Source organism: Candidatus Thiodictyon syntrophicum (assembly GCF_002813775.1).
Lineage (GTDB): Bacteria > Pseudomonadota > Gammaproteobacteria > Chromatiales > Chromatiaceae > Thiodictyon > Thiodictyon syntrophicum.
In genome coordinates this window covers 4,243,770-4,260,849 of the sequence record NZ_CP020370.1, presented here as the reverse complement: position 1 = coordinate 4,260,849, position 17,080 = coordinate 4,243,770, and the positions used below count along the sequence as shown (strand labels likewise).

Below are 17,080 nucleotides of genomic sequence, written 5' to 3'. Positions count from 1 at the left end.
ATGAGCGAAGTCGAATCTATTGAAGCGCGTATTCGTGATCTACCACCTCAGGACTTTGCCTGCCTGCGGGAATGGTTCCACGAATTTGAAAAATCCGACATGAGACCCGAGTATGATTTTTCGGCAGGCGTGCGCGGCAAACATTATGAGGCGTATCGCGAAGGCACAAACGTCGTGTTGCTGGACTCTGACGTAGCTCGTGTATTTCGCGACTCAAATTCTGTGAACAGAGCCTTGCGTTTACTGCTGGACCTCGCAAACAAGGAAGCAACGGCGCAGAAATAGGTGGAAAGGAATCAGGGAGATTCCTCGTTATCTCGTTCACCGAGACAGAAGACGCAATCCGAATAGTTTCGGCCCGCCACATGACGCCTCCAGAGCGCAAAGCCTATGAACAACGATGACACGTTGCGACCAGAATACCCCGCCGATCTGATCAAGTCTGGAGAACGCGGAAAATATGCTGCTCGGTATCGTGAAGGGACGAATGCAGCTCCGATAGAGCCCGAGTTGCATAGACTGTTTCCGGACGCTGAACCGGTGAATAATGCGCTTCGGAGATACGCAGGGCCGTAAGTTGGCGAGAATGGAGGACAGACCACAGTATCCCAAATTCTCCTGCCCCGGTAGCAAAGAAAAGATCTGGTGTAACCCAATCAGCGTTGCTGCCAGTCGTTAATGCACAGGAAAAGAGGTCTCACGCATGAAAACATTTGAAGAACTGAAATCAGATATTGAGGCCCTGCCGCACCGCGAGTATATGAAGCTAACGCACTGGTTATCCGAGCGGGATTGGCAAGCTTGGGATGAAGAAATCGAAAGAGATTCCGCCGCAGGAAGACTTGATTTCTTGATCGAAGAAGCCCTTGATGAGAAAAGGGCCGGGAGTCTTCGCAACCTGTGAAGCACAAGACGACGGCGCGCTTCTGGAATCACTTTCATGCGTTACCGGCACCAGTCCAGGAAACCGCTCGCAAGAACTATCGGATTCTCAGAGAGAACCCGCGTCACCCTTCATTACGCTTCAAGAAAGTTGGAAAACTTTGGTCAGCTCGGGTCGGCCGCGATCATCGGGCGCTCGCTATGGAAGACGAAGGCGGCTACGTTTGGGTCTGGATTGGTACCCACGAAGAATATGATCGCTTGCTTCATGGCCAGTGAGCCTAACAACATACCTTGATAGGCGGAAACAATCGGTTGCGGTGCGGTGGCGCCAACGCGGCGGCGCGCTCCAGCAACCGCTGACCGGTCAGCAGGTTGAAGAACACGTCGCCATCGGCTTGCTGCCTGCAGTTCTGGACATGCCGTTGAACGGCGCCGGTCTGTGGTCCGCAATGCATCGTGGCTGTCCCACGGGTGGCGGGTTGTTCGATCGCAACCGACAGCCTACCACCTGCGGCGGTCGCCCCCTGTTTCCCCTTTTTTCTGATATTTACGCCTTAAGTCAGTGCCATTCGGGTCAGGCCCAAACCTAGGGTGGATAAGCGCAGGGCATCCACCGCCACCATCTTCCTCTGCGCGGGCCGACCTCAAACCCCAGTGATCGTTTCTGGCGTCTGGAGGCTTGATCGACCCGCGCCGCCTGGGGGCGAAGCCGTCGGCGCGTTCCTCAGGCAGCCTGTGCCGGAATGGACTCGCCGGTGCGCACAATGTGGTTGCACTCGTCCAGATAGACCAGGCTGGGTCGGAAGACCCGCGCCTCGGCCTCGCTCATGCCGGCATAGGCACAGATGATGACCCGATCCCCCGGGGCCGCCTTGTGCGCGGCAGCGCCGTTGACCGAGATCACCCGTGAGCCCGCCTGGGCGCGGATGGCGTAGGTGGTGAAGCGCTCGCCATTGGTTACGTTGTAGATCTGGATCTGCTCGTACTCGCGGATCCCGGAGCGCCGCAGCAATTCCTCGTCGATGGCGCAGGAGCCCTCGTAGTCCACCTCGGCATGCGTCACGCAGGCACGGTGCAGCTTGCACTTCAACAAGGTCAGTTGCATCAGGTCAATCCTCTAAATGGCCGCTTGGGCCTGGGGTCGCTCGGGTCTGGGAAACCTCGAGAAAACCCGTATGATTTTGGTTGGTTGCGGATTCTAGCGCAGACATTGCTGCGCTGCATCAAAGATTTTGCTGGTGCCGCGGGGCGTCTCCGATCAGCCGACCGGCCGGCTGACGCGCAGGTTGTCGATCAGCCGCGCCCGCCCGAGATAGGCGGCTGCCAGGACCACCAGTTCCCGGTCTGCCGCCGTCGGCTCGCCCAGGTCCGCGGCCCGGCGCACGCTCACATAATCGGGTCGCAACCCGGCCACGGCAAGGGCCGCGGCGGCCTCGGTTTCGACCTGGGCCACCGGTAGTCCCGCCGCCAGCGCCTGGGCGACGACGCTCAGGGCGCGGTAGAGTGCCGGCGCCTGGCCCCGCTCGCCGCTGGTCAGGTAACCATTGCGCGAACTCATTGCCAACCCATCCGGCTCACGGACGGTAGGGACCCCGATGACCTCGACCGGCATGGCCAGGTCGGCGGCCATCCGGCGGATGATGAGGAGTTGCTGGAAGTCCTTTTCCCCGAACAGGGCGAGATCCGGCTGGACCATGTTGAACAGCTTGCACACCACCGTCGCCACGCCGATGAAGTGTCCCGGGCGGCTGGCCCCGCACAGGATGTCGGAAACCCCCGGCACCTCCACCCGCGTCTGGGTCTGCTGTCCACCGGGGTACATGGTCGCGACCGTCGGGGCGAACAGCAGGTCGCAGCCGGCCGCGGCGAGGCCCGCCTGATCCTGCTCCGGGGTGCGGGGATAGGCGGCCAGGTCCTCGGTGGGGCCGAATTGCAGTGGATTGACGAAGATGGTCGCCACCACCCGGGGGGCCAGACGCCGCGCCTCGCGCACCAGGGTGAGGTGTCCCTCATGGAGGTTCCCCATGGTGGGCACGCAGCCGATGCGCTCGCCGGCCGCGCGCCAGGTGCGGACCTGGCCGCGCAGCCCGTTGAGATCTTCGACGATATGCATCTTGATTTCTCGGTAAGGGTCCTTGCTCAGTAAGCAGTTTCCGCCGGACCGGGGAAACTCCCGTCCCTGACCGCTGCGACATAAGCGGCCAGGGCCGCGGGCACCGAGTCGCGGCCAGCCAGGAAGTCACGGCTGAAGCGCGGCGGCCGCCCGCGGTTGAGGCCCAGCATGTCGTAGACGACCAACACCTGGCCGTCGCACCCGGCCCCGGCGCCGATGCCGATAACCGGGATCCGCAATGACCGGCTGATCTGCTGCGCCAGGGCCGCCGGCACGCATTCCAGTACCAGCAGGCTGGCGCCGGCCTCCTGGAGTGCCAGTGCGTCGCGGGCGATGGTCTCGGCGGAGTCCGTATCGCGTCCCTGAAACCGGTAGCCGCCGATGAGGTTGACCGATTGGGGCATCAGCCCCAGGTGGCCGCAGACCGGTACGCCCTGTGTCGTCAGGCACCGCACCGTCTCCAGCACGCCGGCCCCGCCCTCCAGTTTGACCACCTGGGCACCGCCCTCCTGCATCAGACGGGCGGCCCCGACGAGTGCCCGCTCGGGGGTGGCGCCGACCAGGAATGGGAAGTCTGCGATCAACAGCGCGCGACTGCGACCGCGGGCGACGCAGGCGCAGTGATAGGCCATCTGCTCGAGCGTGACCGGCACCGTGGTGTCATGCCCCTGCACGACCATACCGAGTGAGTCGCCCACCAGCATCATGTCCACCCCGGCGGCCTCCAGCAGCCGCGCGAAACTGGCGTCGTAACAGGTCAGGCAGGTGATACGCTCCCCCCGGGCCTTCATGGCGGCGAGGGTCGCGACTGAGATCGGCGCGGCGGACATGGATACTCCGGAGGTTGGTGAACGCAAAAAGAGGATTCGTCCGCAAATGAACGCAAATGAACGCGAATAAGACAGGGACCTGGTGGATCAGGGCCTTGATCACGCTGTCCTCAGGATGATGACCAAGCCATCAAAGCTCTTTTCCTCTTTGCGTTCATTTTGCGGACCTATACTCTTTCTTGTTTCAACGTAGGCAGTTACAGGTCTAGGCGGGAGCCTGAGGCCCCGACACCGCGGCGGCCGTCCCCGCGCTCTCAGGCAGGCGCCGGGGCGCGTCCCGGTCCACCAGGGCGGCAAGGAGGTCTTGCAGATGCCCGTGACCGGGGATCAGGAGCCGCGCGGGCGCAATCTCGGCTAGGGGCACCAGGACGAAGGAGCGCTTGGCCAACTCCGGGTGGGGGACGATCAGCCCCGGCAACTGAAGCTGCAACTCATCGAAGATCAACAGGTCCAGATCCAGGGTCCGGGGTCCCCAGCGGGTCCCGTCGCGCACCCGGCCGTGCTCGCGCTCGAGCCCCTGCAAGGCCGCGAGCAGTTCGAGCGGCGTCAGGGTGGTGGCGAGCGACACCACGGCATTCACGAACTCCGGCTGCGCCACCGGACCCAGGGGGGGCGTCGCATAGAGCGATGAGCGCAGACACAGGGTGCAGCCGGGGAGCGCGGCGAGTTCGTCCATGGCGCGGCGGACCTGGGCGCGCGGGTCGGCCAGGTTGCTGCCGAGCCCGATATAGGCCACGACCGATGCCGGTTGCTCAGGCGCCGTCATCGAACACCTCGGCGGCACTGACACCGCTGCGGTCGCCGGCGTCCGACCCCGACCCGGCACCGGGCCCACGCCGCCGTCGCCGGGGACGCCGCCGCTTGGTCCCGCCCTCGGCCATGGTCGTGCGCTGGGTCCCGTCGGCCTCCTGGAAACGTGTCCACCAGTCGGCCAGATCCTGGTCCGCCTCGCCCGCCTCGGCCCGCAGCACCAGGAAGTCATAGGCGGCGCGAAACCGGGGGTGGCCGATCAGGCGTGCCGGGCGCTTGCCGTCGCACTGGAGCAGGCGCGGCTGGAGCGCCCAGATCTCGCGCATCGGCAGTGAATAGCGCTTGGGGATGCAGACCAGGGGCTGCTCGCGCGCGCAGACCTCGCTGGCGGCCTGTTCCATGGCGTCCGCCTCCTCGACCCCCTTGGCCAGGAGTTGCTCGTAGCGGCGGCGCACCGGTTCCCACAGCAGGACCGCATACAGGAAGAAGGGCGCGACCGGCTTGTCCCCCAGGATGCGCTGGTCGGTGTTGGCCAGACCGCGGCTCACGAAGGTGATGGGAAAGGACTGCTCCTCCTGCGCCAGACAGGCCTCGGTGTCGGGGAACAGGTGACCGAAGAGCCCGTAGTGGCGCAGCTTCTCGAAGGTGTCGAGCCCATAGCCCGCGTGGAACATCTTGATCAGCTCGTCGAACAGGCGGGCGGCGGCGATGTCGCCGAGTAGCGCGCCCAACTCAAACAGGGGCCGCTCGGTCCGCGGCTCCACCCGGAAGCCGAGCTTGCAGGCGAAGCGTATCGCTCGCAGCATCCGCACCGGGTCCTCCCGATAGCGCTGCTCGGGGTCGCCGATCAGGCGCAGTTGCCCGGTGCGGATATCGTCGAGCCCGCCGGTGTAGTCGATCAGCGAGAAATTGCTGATGTCGTAGTAGAGCGCGTTGATCGTGAAGTCCCGGCGCAGGGCATCCTCGGCGATGCTGCCGTAGGAATTGTCGCGCACGATCATGCCGTTCTCGACGTGGCGGTCCGCGTCGTCGTCGTCCGCCCCGGTCCCGCGGAAGGTGGCAACCTCGATGATCTCGCGGCCGAAGTGGACATGGGCGAGACGAAAGCGCCGACCGATCAGGCGGCAGTTGCGGAACACCCCGCGCACCTGTTCCGGCGTGGCATCGGTGGCGACGTCGAAGTCCTTGGGCTCGTGGCCGAGCAGCAGGTCGCGCACCCCGCCCCCCACCAGATGGGCCGCGAAGCCCTCCTGTTTCAGCTTGTAGAGGACCTTGAGGGCGTACTCGCTGATGTTGGCGCGCGAGATACTGTGCTCGGCGCGGGGCACGATCAACGGGACCGGCGCGTTGCGCGGTGCCTCGGGGTGGGTTGCCTGCATCACGTGACCGGGAGGTTCCTTGAGGGCTTGGGCCGCCCCTTGAGGCGGCCGGGGATCGCAATAGTGTAACCGCCGCTTGTCGTGCGGCGAAGTCTCCGTATAATACGCCCTTCCTTGACGCCCGTACCGCTCCCTTCGTCTAGTGGCCTAGGACACCGGCCTCTCACGTCGGTAACAGGGGTTCAAAACCCCTAGGGAGCGCCAATTAGATCAGTCGGTTAGCTCGGGATTTCCCAGCGACCGCGCCAACCGTCCGAAGCTTTTCCGACTATCGGGACCGGCTCGGGCGGTTTTTTTGTGCCTGCGTACCATGGAGCAGGGCTGTGGGGCGCATGACGCAAGATGCGCAATTTCTTTCAAGATCCGACCGCCGGTGCGTCGCAAACGCTGCCTGCGCGGCGTGCGGGCAGCCGAGGAAGCGCGATCACAAGCCGCGTTCCCCCGCGTGGCCCGTCGCGGCTGAAGCCGCTCCCACCGCGTCGCTGCGCGACGTTTACGCTAGAGCCTCGACCTCCCGTGTGGGACGCCTGGGTGGCGGCCGGGTCGGAGGCGCCGGCACGCCTGACGACCGGCGATCTGGTCGGTGCTCAATAGTTGTTGTAATTGCGGTTGTTGTAATTGCGGTTGTTGTAGTACCGGTTGCGATTGTTGTTGCGCTGGTTCTGGTCGTAGATCGCGCCGCCGACGGCGCCGACACCGGCGCCGATCGCGGCACCCTTGCCCGCGTTGCCGCTCAGGGAGCCGATCGCGGCCCCAGAGGCGGCGCCGATGGCGGCGCCGGTGCCGACGCGCTGCCCGGTGGTGCTGCAAGCCGACACGGCGGCCAGGGTGATGACGAGTACCGACGTGGTGATGGTGAGGCGTTTCATTGCAGTGTCTCAGAGGGTTGGGTTACAGGGTATCGCGGCGCCCGGGGCCTTTCCTCAGTCGCGGCCGCTGCGGTCGTCAGCGTGGGCCCTCCGTGGGCCTGAACTCGCCGACCGGTCCTGCGGTCGACGTGGCCGGTGCGAGCGGCGGGGGCTGATCGGTCGGGTTTGTCGGTCCTGGCGGCGGCTGGTCGGTCGGGCTCGTCGATCCGGGCGGCGGTGGCTGGTCGGTCGGGTTCGCCGGTCCGGGTGGCGGGAAGGTGTCGATCGGGGTCGTTGGTGCGGGTCGCAAGGGCTCGACGATCAGCTCGACCCGCCGATTGCGCTCCGGCCGTGCCTGCTTACGCTTGCCCGCGGCGGCGGGCAGGGGTGCCTCACCACCGCGGCCGATGGCGGTGATCCGCTCGCCGACGACGCCTTTGGTCATCAGGTAGGCCCTGACGGCCTCCGCGGCCCGCTGTGACTGCTGCAGGTTGGAGACTGCGTCGCCGCTGTTGTCCGTGTGGACCAGGACCTGGAGGTGGGTCTGGGGGTTGTCGTTGAGTATGCGGGCGATGACGTCGAGCAGGCGCCGCGACTTGGGCGGGACCTTGTCAGACTTGCCCTCGAAGGGGATACGCTGGCCCAGGTTGATCTCGACATGGGTGCCCTTGTTGATGGGCGCCAGGCGCAGGTCGTCCAGGGCCAGGGCGACCAGGGCGACCGGCTCGGTCACATATTCTTTAATCTGTTGTTGCCGCAGGGTGCGCAGGCTGATGCCCAGCACGCCCGGCCCGTGCTCGAAGACGGTCGGGGGGGCGGCCGCAGCGGGCTGGCCCGCGGCCGGTGCGGGCAGCACGGGTGCCACCGGCGTGGGGTTGGCGGCGTGGCCGACGCTCGGGCGCCGCGCCCGGCGTTTGGCGGCTTCGGTCGTCGTGGTCTTGGCGGGCTCCGCCGGCGCTTTGGACTTACCGTTCTCGGACTTGGTCTTGGATCTTGCCTTCGACTTGGCGGTCTCGGTCTTGGTCTTGGTCTTGGCCGCGTCCGCCTTGGGCTTGGGCTTGGCGGCCGCGGCCTTCGGCTTGGACTTGGCGGGGGCCGTCCCCGCCGCCGACTGGCCGGCGGCCGGCTCGGCGGCAACGGCCGGGGACGGCCCCGCCGCGAGCACCGCCAGGAGCAGGGCGGCGCAGCCGACGGCGCGCGTCATCAGGCCGCGCGGGTGCTTGGGTGGGGTAGCCAGGGGCCACCGGGCGTGCGGCAGCGGGTGCACATTCACGAATCCGTATCCTCTTTGCTTCTTGGTTGCCGGGCGGGCCGTTCTCGCGGTTGCCGTTGGCGCGGTAACATACCCGCTTTCCAGCGCGAATGCTGACATCCATTCGCCGACCATGGCCGCCGAATGTCGCCAGAGCCAGCCTTGCCCGTTCCCCCCAGTTCAAATGCCGATCCGCTGCCCACCGACCAAGACCTCGATCGCTGTCTGATCGCCGACCGCCCGACCCTGCGGGCGCGTCGGCAGGGTTTACGGCGCCGGGCCCGCGCGGGGCAGCCGCTCGGGGCGGGCCCCATCAAACTCTGGCAGGCGGTGCACGCCTCCCAGGCGCTCGCGCAGCGTCGCGGCGCCCTGGTACCGGTCATCGCCTATCCTCCGGAACTGCCGGTGAGCGAGCGACGCGCCGAGATCGCCGAACTGATCCAGGCCCATCAGGTGCTGGTGCTCTGCGGTGAGACCGGTTCCGGCAAGTCGACCCAGTTGCCCAAGCTCTGTCTGGAACTGGGGCGCGGTGTCTTCGGGCGCATCGGCCACACCCAGCCGCGGCGTATCGCCGCCCGCAGCCTGGCGAGCCGCGTCGCCCAGGAGTTGGGCGCGGAGCTGGGCGCTCTGGTCGGTTACAAGGTGCGCTTCCACGACCGGGTAAGCCCCCAGACCTGCATCAAGCTCATGACCGACGGCATGTTGCTGGCCGAGGTCCAGCACGATCGGGACCTGCGCGAATACGACACCCTGATCATCGACGAGGCTCACGAGCGCAGCCTCAACATCGACTTTCTGCTGGGCTATCTCAAGGGCCTGCTGCCGCGCCGCCCGGAATTGAAGCTGATCGTCACGTCCGCCACCATCGATCCCGGGCGCTTCGCGCGGCACTTTGCCGGGCCCGACGGCACCCCGGCGCCCATCATCGAGGTCTCCGGCCGCACCTATCCGGTGGAGGTCCGCTACCGCCCGCCCGCGGACGACGAGAGCGCCGGCGAGCGCGACGACGCCATGCAGCAGGCGATCTCGGACGCCGTGGCCGAGCTGGCCCGGGAGGGCAGGGGGGACGTGCTGGTCTTCCTGTCCGGCGAACGCGAGATCCGCGAGACCGCCGAGACCCTGCGCAAGCAGCACCCGCCATCGACCGAGGTCCTGCCGCTCTTCGCCCGCCAGGGCTACGAGGAGCAGGCGCGGGTCTTCAAGCCCCACGGCACCCGGCGGGTGGTGTTGGCCACCAACGTGGCCGAGACCTCGCTCACGGTCCCCGGCATCCACTATGTGGTGGACCCGGGGTTCGCCCGCATCAGCCGCTACAGCCATCGCGCCCGGGTCCAGCGCCTGCCGGTGGAGCGCATCTCCCAGGCCTCGGCCAACCAGCGCCAGGGGCGCTGCGGGCGGGTCGCCGCCGGTGTCTGTATCCGCCTCTACACGCCGGACAACTTCGCGGCCCGTGCCGCCTACACCGAACCCGAGATCCAGCGCACCAATCTGGCCGCCGTCATCCTGCAGATGAAGCTCCTGGGTTTCGGCGGTATCGAGTCCTTTCCCTTCCTGGACCCGCCGGACGGGCGCCTCATCGCCGACGGCTACCGCACCCTGGAGGAACTCTGCGCCATCGACCCGCACGGCGAACTGACTCCGCTCGGGCTGGAACTCGCGCGCCTGCCGGTGGACCCGCGCATCGGGCGCCTGCTGCTCGCCGCCGCCGACCACCACTGCCTGGCCGAGATCCTGGTCATCGCCAGCGCGCTCAGCATCCAGGACCCGCGCGAGCGCCCGCTCGACCGGCAGCAGGCGGCGGACCAGATCCACGCCACCTTCAGCCACCCGGACTCGGACTTTCTCACCCTCCTCAACCTCTGGCGCTTCGTCGAGAAGGAGCGCAAGGCCCTGTCCAAGAACCAGTTCCGCAAGCTCTGCCAACAGCATTTCCTGAACTGGAACCGCGTCCTGGAGTGGCACGACATCCACGCCCAGTTGCACGAGCAACTGCACGAGATCCAGGCGCTGAAGCAGTCCCGCGGGACGGGGAAGCCATCGCCCGAGTGGCGCGGTGAGCGGTCCGCACAGCGGACCCTACGCGATGGCGCCGCCCCCGTAGGGTCCGCTACGCGGACCGCCCCCCGCGGCGACCCCGTAGGGTCCGCTATGCGGACCAGCGACCTCGCGGTAACCGCGATCGAAGCCCCCGGCACCCCCGAGGAGATCCACCGCGCGCTCCTGACCGGCCTGCTCGCCAACATCGGCTTCAAGGACGACAACCGCGAATACCAGGGCGCCCGCAACAGCCGCTTCCTCATCCACCCCAGCAGCGGCCTGCACAAAGAGGGCCCCAAGTGGATCGTCGCCGCCGAGCGGATCGAGACCACCCGCCACTACGGGCGCATCGTCGCCCGCGTCCAGCCCGCCTGGATCGAGGCGGCCGGCGCCCACCTGTTGCAGCGCACCTACGCCGAGCCCCACTGGCAGGCGGACTCGGGCCAGGTCGCCGCCCACGAGAAGGTGACGCTGTTCGGCGTCACCCTGGTGCCGCACCGCCGGGTCAACTACGGCCCCATCAACCCGGCCGAGGCGCGCGAGATCTTCATCCGTTTCGCGCTCGCCGGGGGCGACTTCGAGACCCGCGCCCCCTTCTGGCGTCACAACCGGGAACTGATCGAATACGTCGAGCACCTGGAGGCCAAGTCGCGCCGCCGTGACATCCTGGTCGATGAGGAGGCCATCGTCGCCTTCTACGACCAGCGCGTCCCCCCCGGCATCTACTCCACCGCCCAGTTCGAGAAATGGCTGCGCGAGGCGACCCGCCGGGACCCCAAGGTGCTGCACTTGCGCATGGCCGACCTCATGCGCCACGAGGCCGCGGCCGTCACCGCCGAGGCCTTCCCGGACGGCCTGCAGGTCGGCGCCACCCGCCTGCCGCTCGAATACCATTTCGACCCCGGCACCACCGCCGACGGTCTCACCCTGGTGGTCCCGCTCCCGCTCATCAACCAGGTCTCCGGCGAGCGCCTGGAATGGCTGGTCCCGGGGCTCCTGACCGAGCGCATCACCGAACTCCTGCGCGGCCTGCCCAAGGCGCTGCGCAAGACCCTGGTACCGATCCCGGACACCGCCGCGCGCCTCGCCGCCTATCTCAAGCCCAGCGACCGGCCCCTGGTCCAGGCCCTGGGCGAGGCGATCCGCGAACTGACCGGCGTGGCGGTCCCGGAAGGCGCCTGGGACCCGGCCGCCATCCCCGAACACCTGCGCATCAAGGTCCGGCTGGTCGACGACACGGGCCGGGAGATCGCCACCGGCGCCGACCCGGCCGAACTCAAGCGCGAGCACGGCGGCCAGGGCCAGCAGAGCTTCGCCCAGATCCCGGCAAGCGGCCTGGAGCGCGAGGGCCTGACCCGCTGGACCTTCGGCGACCTGCCCGAACAGGTGGATCTCACCCGCGCCGGCATCCGCCTGCGCGGCTTCCCCGCCCTGGTGGACGCCGGTGACGCCGTCGCCATCCGCGTGCTCGACTCCGCCGAGGGCGCCGGGCAGGCCATGCGCGCGGGCCTGCGCCGACTCTTCATGCTCCACCTGGCCGCGGACCTGCGTCCCCTCAAGAAAGGCCTCCCCGGCCTCCCGCGATTGTCCCTGCAGTACGCCAAGGCCCCCACCTGGGAGCGCCGCACCCCAGTGCGGCCCGGCCCCGCCGCCCCCGTGAGGCCCGCGTCGACCAAGGCCCCCGCCGCCAAGCAGCCCTTGCCCCCCGACCTGGCCGACGAACTCCTCGCCCTGATCCTGGACCTGACCTTCCTCGAAGGCCTGGACCCCATCCGCACCCAGGCCGCCTTCGAGGCGCGCCTGGGCAGCCGCAAGCCCGGCCTGGCCAAGACCGCCCAAGAGGTCTGCACCCTGGCCGCCGCCATCCTGGACGCCTACCAGGCCCTGCGCCAACGCCTCGCCGCCATCACCCAGATCAACTGGAAGCCCTCGACCGACGACCTGCGCGCTCAACTCGACCGCCTGGTCTTCCGCGGCTTCCTGCAGGCCATCCCCTATGCCCACCTGAAGGACTACCCGCGCTATCTGAAGGCCGCCGACCAGCGCTGCGAGCGCCTCCTGCACGCCGCCGCCCGCGACCAGCAGCGCCTGGCCGAACTCGCCCCCATCGAGACCCGCTGGCGCGAACGCACCACGGCCGCTGAGCGCGCCGGCCGCGAAGACCCGCGGCTCGATGAGATCCGCTGGATGCTGGAGGAACTGCGAGTTTCATTCTTCGCCCAGTCGCTGGGGACCGCCTATCCGGTCTCGGTCAAGCGGGTCGAGGCCAGGTGGCGGGAGTTGGGGTTGTAGGGATCCGGGGCCGGAAGCCCGGCTGGCAGCTTCGAGCCAGGCGCCTTCGCTGAGCCCTGTGCCGTCAATCGTCTGACCGCTTGCGGACGCCTCATGTCACGGCTACCCTGAACATTGAGTCAGCCTTGGCCCCACCCCTGCAGAGGAAGTTGTGACACCCGCGTTCAAGGACCTGGAAGAACTGCTCCGCTCTACCTGCCGCAGCAGCGATCCAAACCTCGGAGCCTACGGCGAAAACTACCCATTTGAAGAACACGTCTCCGGACTACGGCAGGCGGCCTATGAGTCGGCCCAGCAGGGCAACTCCGCCGATTTCGCTGCCTGGGACCGCTGGCATCGAGACCAGTATCTCCCCCGTGCGATCCGCCGCGCCGTGCCCGAGACCTTCACGGCCCTGAACGTGGAAGCAGCGCACTCTGCGGCACTCGGTGACGATCAGTGGCTGGTGCGGGTCGAAGACCTGCGGTATGCCGTGCGTGAGATCGGTCTGGCCATCGCGCGGCTCCACGAACTCCTGGCCGTCGTGCAGGGTGGGCGCCCGGACCCCAAGTACGATGTCCTCGACGCGGAGGCGGTCCTGGAGGATGTCTGCGATTATTTGAACAGCAACCCCCATTCGATCCGGCCACGTTTCGCCGGCTTCTACCAAGGGTTGGAGGATACCCTGGCGGCCACGGATTGGCCGGATCTGGTCCGTGATCGGTTCGGACTAGGCGCACTTGAACCCTGCGCCCGGGGAGACCATCCTGGTGGCCCTGATGCGCTATCCGGTGCGAGACGTGTTGGCGGCGGCGCGCAAGGCGACGGATGCGGTGCATCCCATCTGCGTGCCGACCGTCTTGGATCATGAATTCACGTCTTATTTTGTCCCTGCGCCGCGGCAATTGCCCTATGGCCGCACGCTTCAGCTTGCGGGCGACCAGGACTGCGAGTACAAAATCGCCGAGGTCCTGCATCTGCGGCTGAGCTATCGTGTGGAGCACATTTTCCGGGTCGGCGCCATCACGAAACCCGTCGAGACGCTGGCCGCTCCGGGGCTCGAGCGGCTGCGCGCGGACCACATCTTTTGTCTACAGTACGAGAGTGACCGCAACGACTTCGGCGTATTGCCCCCAGGATGGTCGAACCCATGAGCACATCCACAGCGAGACCAATTACTTACGACTGGCTGGAGCGCTTCCGCGGCGCGCCCCAGGCGGCCCTGGATGACCTGCTGCGCGGTTTGGTCCGGATGCCGCCTTATGAGCGTGCCACCCCGCCGGACATCTTGGACCGGCTCTTCGGCACCCTGCCCGCGGACGATCCCGACCGACAACGGCTCGACGTGACCCTGCGCGACTGGCTCGCCGCCCGCCGCACCTGTATGACCCCGGATGAGCGTGCCGCCTACGGGCTGTCGCGCTTCGTTACCGAGACCATGGACGCACTGTCCGCGGTCTGGTTCCTGCGTCTGCCCCAGAGCGGGGCCTGGGTTCAGGACCATTACCTTGAACTGGACCAGTGGGCGGCCCCGTTGCGGCTTTCCGAGGCTTGGGACCTGCCCCGCGCCCTGGCCCAGGCGGGGGCGCTCACGCAAGTCGACCAGCGCTTGCAGTTTTACTGGCTGCGGCTCTGCAAGGAGGCGGCGCAGCCGTCGCGGCGGGCCATGATTGATCCGGCCCTCAATGGCCTGAGTCGCCTTCCGAACACGGCCGGGCAGGGTGTGAGCCCGCAGTTGATTGCCGGTCTCGCCCGGTTCGGTGCGGAGTTGGAGCCGAACCCCAGGGACCAGCGCGATTTTCTGCGGCGCTGGCGGGCGCTCAAGGCCCGCTTTCCGCGGACCGGCAACACCTGGCACCGATTGTGGCACGGGGTTCTGAAGGATCGGCAGTTCCGGGACCGGCCCTTCGTCGGTTGGTTGACTCAGACAGAGCCAGTTCTGAGAACTGAATGGAATGGGCGCAACCAAGTCGCCCTTCCATCAAGCGTGCAGAAAGTCGTCGATGGACTGATTTTCCGCGCCCAGCAGCCGGAGGAACGGTCAATGGTGCTCATGGAGGCGGAGAACCTGCTCGACACCCTGGAGCGGTATGCCGAGAACACCGGTGATGCCGATGAGTTTTTCGTCCGGTCGGCCTGTAACCTGGGCAAGGATGTCCTGAGTTGGGCGCCCGGCCACGTCCTCGGCTGGGCGAGAGACGCCCTACGCTGGTCCCCCGGCAATGGACATGCCTGGGACCTGCGTGCCCGCGCCTTGAACCGCTTCGGCCGTCCCGACTTAGCCCAAGCCGTCTATTGGGAGGCGGCACGCCGTCTGCCAGACAACGCCGTGGTCCGCACCCAGCTTGCCGTGCTCCTGATAGACCAGCACCGCGACGCTGAGGCAGAGTCCCTGTTGCGCGAGGCGCACAAACGAGACCCCAGTAGCGGGCATGCACGCGCTGAATTGGCCCGCCTGCTGGCGCGCACCCGCCGTGAGGCGGAGGCAGAGAAACTGCTGCGCAGGACATTGGAGGATCTTCCGGATAACCAAGTCGCCCCCTACACCCTCTCCCTGCTGCTGATTGCCTGTGGTCAACCTGACGAGGCGGGCAGACTGCGCAATCGTTACGAGCACAGGTTCGGCGCGGATTGGAGAAGTGCCACCCTGGACCGCCTGATCGCGACCGGTACCGAGGGCATGGCGGAGGCCCGGGACCGCCTCGCCGACCGTGACCTGCATGGCGAGCCCGCCGAGCCCCCAATCGCGGCCGATGCCGAGCCCGCAAGCCGCGCGCTCGCCCACGAGCAGGCAACGGCTGCACCGCTACGCCGCGCCGCGGACGCGAGCCACGCCGATCTCCTGTTTTGCGTCAATGACCCCGCGTCTGCTGAGCTTAACCTGTCGAACCTGCTCGCCGATGATCCCGACGACCTCTATCCCCAGGTCGTCTGGGCCCTGCATGTCCCGCACCGTCGGCCCCTCTTGGCCGAACGCTACCGCGAGGCCCTGGGTACGCTGTCCCCCCACTTGGCCGCGGCGGATCAGGCGACGCCTGCCGCCCATTGGGAACTGCTGGGTGAGACCTTCCCAGAGCGGATGGGACTCATTGATCTCACCCGACTACTGCGCACCGGCGCCGACGAGGCTGCGGCAGGACGGATTGAACACTGGATCAATGGCGGCCAGGGCGATGACTACCTGCGTGCCCGGCTCAAGGCCCACCGGGATCAGGACGGCCGCATCGACCCCGGCGACCCTTACCTGCAAGGGCTCCTCACCGAGGCCATCCGCGGGGAAGCCGACCTGGGAGATCGGATGCTCGGTGAGGCAGCCTGACCGCTGATTCGAACGGCACAGTAAAATTTCTTGCGAAAATTCTAGCGTGGAATGCTCCTGACACAGGCGGAATCTGGAGGGGATCTCCTCAACGTGGCCGAAAACGAGACTTTGCACCTTATGCCTCAGGCTGTTGACCTCGACCCCGTAGCGCTGGGCCAACGCCTGACCGAGGCGCGCAAGGCGTCGGGATTGACCCAGCAGCAGGCCGCCGAACAACTCGGTGTCAGTCGCCCGACCCTGATCGGGGTCGAGAAAGGTACCCGCAAGGCCAAGCCCGAGGAGATCGTCGCCCTGGCGGGGCTTTACCGGCGCCCGGTCCATGACCTGATGCGGGCCGGCAATGATGCACCCCCGCTGGAACCCCATCTGCGCGCGGCCCTTGCGGCCGGAAGCGCGCCCGGGGTCGAGGCGGCCATTGCGACCCTGCAAGCCTTCGCAAACGATTACCAGGCGCTCGAAGAACTGGTGCAGGCGGAGCCCTTCCGTGACTTTCCGCCGGAGGTGCGGCTGCCGCGCCGCATGGCGCTGCGCACCTTCGCGGAGGATGTGGCCATCCGCGAGCGCGCCCGGCTGCATCTGGGGGATCAACCCATCTTCGACCTGCGGGTGCTGGTTGAGCAGGCCGGGGTCCATTGCTTCTTTGGCGACCTTGCCTCGGCCATCGCCGGGCTCTATGCCTTCGTGCCGCGCTTGGGCTATTGCATGGTGATCAACCGCAAACATCCGCCGGAGCGGCGCCGTTGGACCCTGGCCCACGAGTATGCCCACTTCCTCGCCGACCGGCACCAGCCGGGCGTGGATTACATCGACGATGCACGACGCAAGCCGCTGTCGGAGCGGTTTGCGGATGCCTTTGCCGCCGGCTTCCTGATGCCGGAGACCGCAATTCGACGGGGCTTCCTCGCGGTCACCGAACAGACCGGTGATTTTCAGACCGCTGACCTCAGCCGACTGGCGCACCAGTTCCATGTCTCCGCCCAGGCGGCGGCCTTGCGTCTGGAGCAACTCGGACTGCTTCCGGACGGTACCTGGGAGGCCCTGGCCGAGCGCGGGTTCAAGGCGGGTGCCGCGCGCCGACTATTGGGTCTGGCGCCCCCACCGAGCCATGAGGACGCCTACCCCGAGCGTTATCGCCATCTGGCGGTCCAGGCCTGCGTTCGGGAGTTGATCAGCGAGGGCGTCCTGGCTCGATTTCTTCGCACCGATCGGGTAACGGCACGGGAGATCGTGGAGGCGACCCTGACCTCGCGGGACCTGGACGCCCAGGGACAGGCGTGCGCCGTGCAGATTCCGGAGCAACTCTCCCTATGAAGCCATTGACCTCAAGCCGCACATCGCGAGCCGGCTGTTTGACGTCGTTGCGCCGGTTGGTGCGCAGGAGATCGGCGCATTC

General features: G+C 67.1%; 14 protein-coding genes and 1 tRNA gene. 8 read left to right on the top strand and 7 right to left on the bottom strand.

Annotated features, from left to right (window positions below; all coding sequences use genetic code 11):
• The 3 genes from THSYN_RS17855 to THSYN_RS17835 all read left to right on the top strand — a co-directional run bounded on the left by THSYN_RS17855 (position 1) and on the right by THSYN_RS17835 (position 1,161).
• Positions 1 to 285 (top strand): hypothetical protein, encoded by a 285-nt coding sequence (locus THSYN_RS17855; RefSeq protein WP_236848601.1) that lies wholly within the window; start codon positions 1 to 3, stop codon positions 283 to 285.
• A gap of 418 nt (positions 286 to 703) precedes the next feature.
• On the top strand, positions 704 to 904 hold the full coding sequence (locus THSYN_RS17840) for a hypothetical protein (protein ID WP_100920319.1): 201 nt from the start codon (positions 704 to 706) through the stop codon (positions 902 to 904).
• Positions 901 to 1,161 (top strand): ParE family toxin-like protein, encoded by a 261-nt coding sequence (locus THSYN_RS17835; protein ID WP_100920318.1) that lies wholly within the window; start codon positions 901 to 903, stop codon positions 1,159 to 1,161. The genes THSYN_RS17840 and THSYN_RS17835 overlap by 4 nt, the downstream gene beginning before the upstream one ends.
• 448 nt (positions 1,162 to 1,609) lie before the next feature.
• On the opposite strand, the gene panD is transcribed toward THSYN_RS17835, so the two are convergent.
• The 5 genes from panD to pcnB form a co-directional block, all read right to left on the bottom strand.
• Positions 1,610 to 1,990, bottom strand: a complete 381-nt coding sequence (panD, locus tag THSYN_RS17830) for an aspartate 1-decarboxylase (protein WP_100920317.1) — start codon at positions 1,988 to 1,990, stop codon at positions 1,610 to 1,612.
• Between the two features lie 153 nt (positions 1,991 to 2,143).
• Positions 2,144 to 2,998: a pantoate--beta-alanine ligase gene (panC, locus tag THSYN_RS17825; protein WP_100920316.1), complete on the bottom strand. Its 855-nt coding sequence runs from the start codon at positions 2,996 to 2,998 to the stop codon at positions 2,144 to 2,146.
• A gap of 26 nt (positions 2,999 to 3,024) precedes the next feature.
• Complete coding sequence (panB, locus tag THSYN_RS17820) at positions 3,025 to 3,828, bottom strand: 3-methyl-2-oxobutanoate hydroxymethyltransferase (RefSeq protein ID WP_100920315.1); 804 nt, start codon at positions 3,826 to 3,828, stop codon at positions 3,025 to 3,027.
• A gap of 205 nt (positions 3,829 to 4,033) precedes the next feature.
• A complete protein-coding gene (gene folK / locus THSYN_RS17815; RefSeq protein ID WP_100920314.1) occupies positions 4,034 to 4,594 on the bottom strand; it encodes a 2-amino-4-hydroxy-6-hydroxymethyldihydropteridine diphosphokinase in 561 nt (186 codons plus the stop codon).
• On the bottom strand, positions 4,581 to 5,957 hold the full coding sequence (pcnB, locus tag THSYN_RS17810; protein ID WP_100920313.1) for a polynucleotide adenylyltransferase PcnB: 1,377 nt from the start codon (positions 5,955 to 5,957) through the stop codon (positions 4,581 to 4,583). Before pcnB ends, folK begins: the two co-directional genes overlap by 14 nt.
• A gap of 128 nt (positions 5,958 to 6,085) precedes the next feature.
• On the opposite strand from pcnB, the gene THSYN_RS17805 reads away from it, so the two are divergent.
• Positions 6,086 to 6,161 (top strand) — tRNA-Glu (locus THSYN_RS17805).
• Between the two features lie 383 nt (positions 6,162 to 6,544).
• Here the strand turns inward: THSYN_RS17805 and THSYN_RS17800 are convergent.
• Together THSYN_RS17800 and THSYN_RS17795 are read right to left on the bottom strand one after the other, a co-directional pair.
• Positions 6,545 to 6,826 (bottom strand): YMGG-like glycine zipper-containing protein, encoded by a 282-nt coding sequence (locus tag THSYN_RS17800; protein ID WP_100920312.1) that lies wholly within the window; start codon positions 6,824 to 6,826, stop codon positions 6,545 to 6,547.
• Between the two features lie 76 nt (positions 6,827 to 6,902).
• Positions 6,903 to 8,078, bottom strand: coding sequence for an OmpA family protein (locus tag THSYN_RS17795; protein WP_100920311.1), 1,176 nt, complete (start codon positions 8,076 to 8,078; stop codon positions 6,903 to 6,905).
• Between the two features lie 123 nt (positions 8,079 to 8,201).
• Here THSYN_RS17795 and hrpA point away from each other — a divergent pair, with 123 nt between their 5' ends.
• The 4 genes from hrpA (at position 8,202) to THSYN_RS17770 (ending at position 16,998) form a co-directional block, all read left to right on the top strand.
• A complete protein-coding gene (hrpA, locus tag THSYN_RS17790) occupies positions 8,202 to 12,386 on the top strand; it encodes an ATP-dependent RNA helicase HrpA (protein WP_100920310.1) in 4,185 nt (1,394 codons plus the stop codon).
• 151 nt (positions 12,387 to 12,537) lie between these two features.
• Positions 12,538 to 13,236, top strand: a complete 699-nt coding sequence (locus tag THSYN_RS34050) for a hypothetical protein (RefSeq protein ID WP_157817759.1) — start codon at positions 12,538 to 12,540, stop codon at positions 13,234 to 13,236.
• Between the two features lie 279 nt (positions 13,237 to 13,515).
• Positions 13,516 to 15,684 (top strand): tetratricopeptide repeat protein, encoded by a 2,169-nt coding sequence (locus THSYN_RS17775; protein WP_157817757.1) that lies wholly within the window; start codon positions 13,516 to 13,518, stop codon positions 15,682 to 15,684.
• 120 nt (positions 15,685 to 15,804) lie between these two features.
• Complete coding sequence (locus THSYN_RS17770) at positions 15,805 to 16,998, top strand: helix-turn-helix domain-containing protein (protein ID WP_172965308.1); 1,194 nt, start codon at positions 15,805 to 15,807, stop codon at positions 16,996 to 16,998.
• The last annotated feature ends 82 nt before the right edge of the window (positions 16,999 to 17,080 follow it).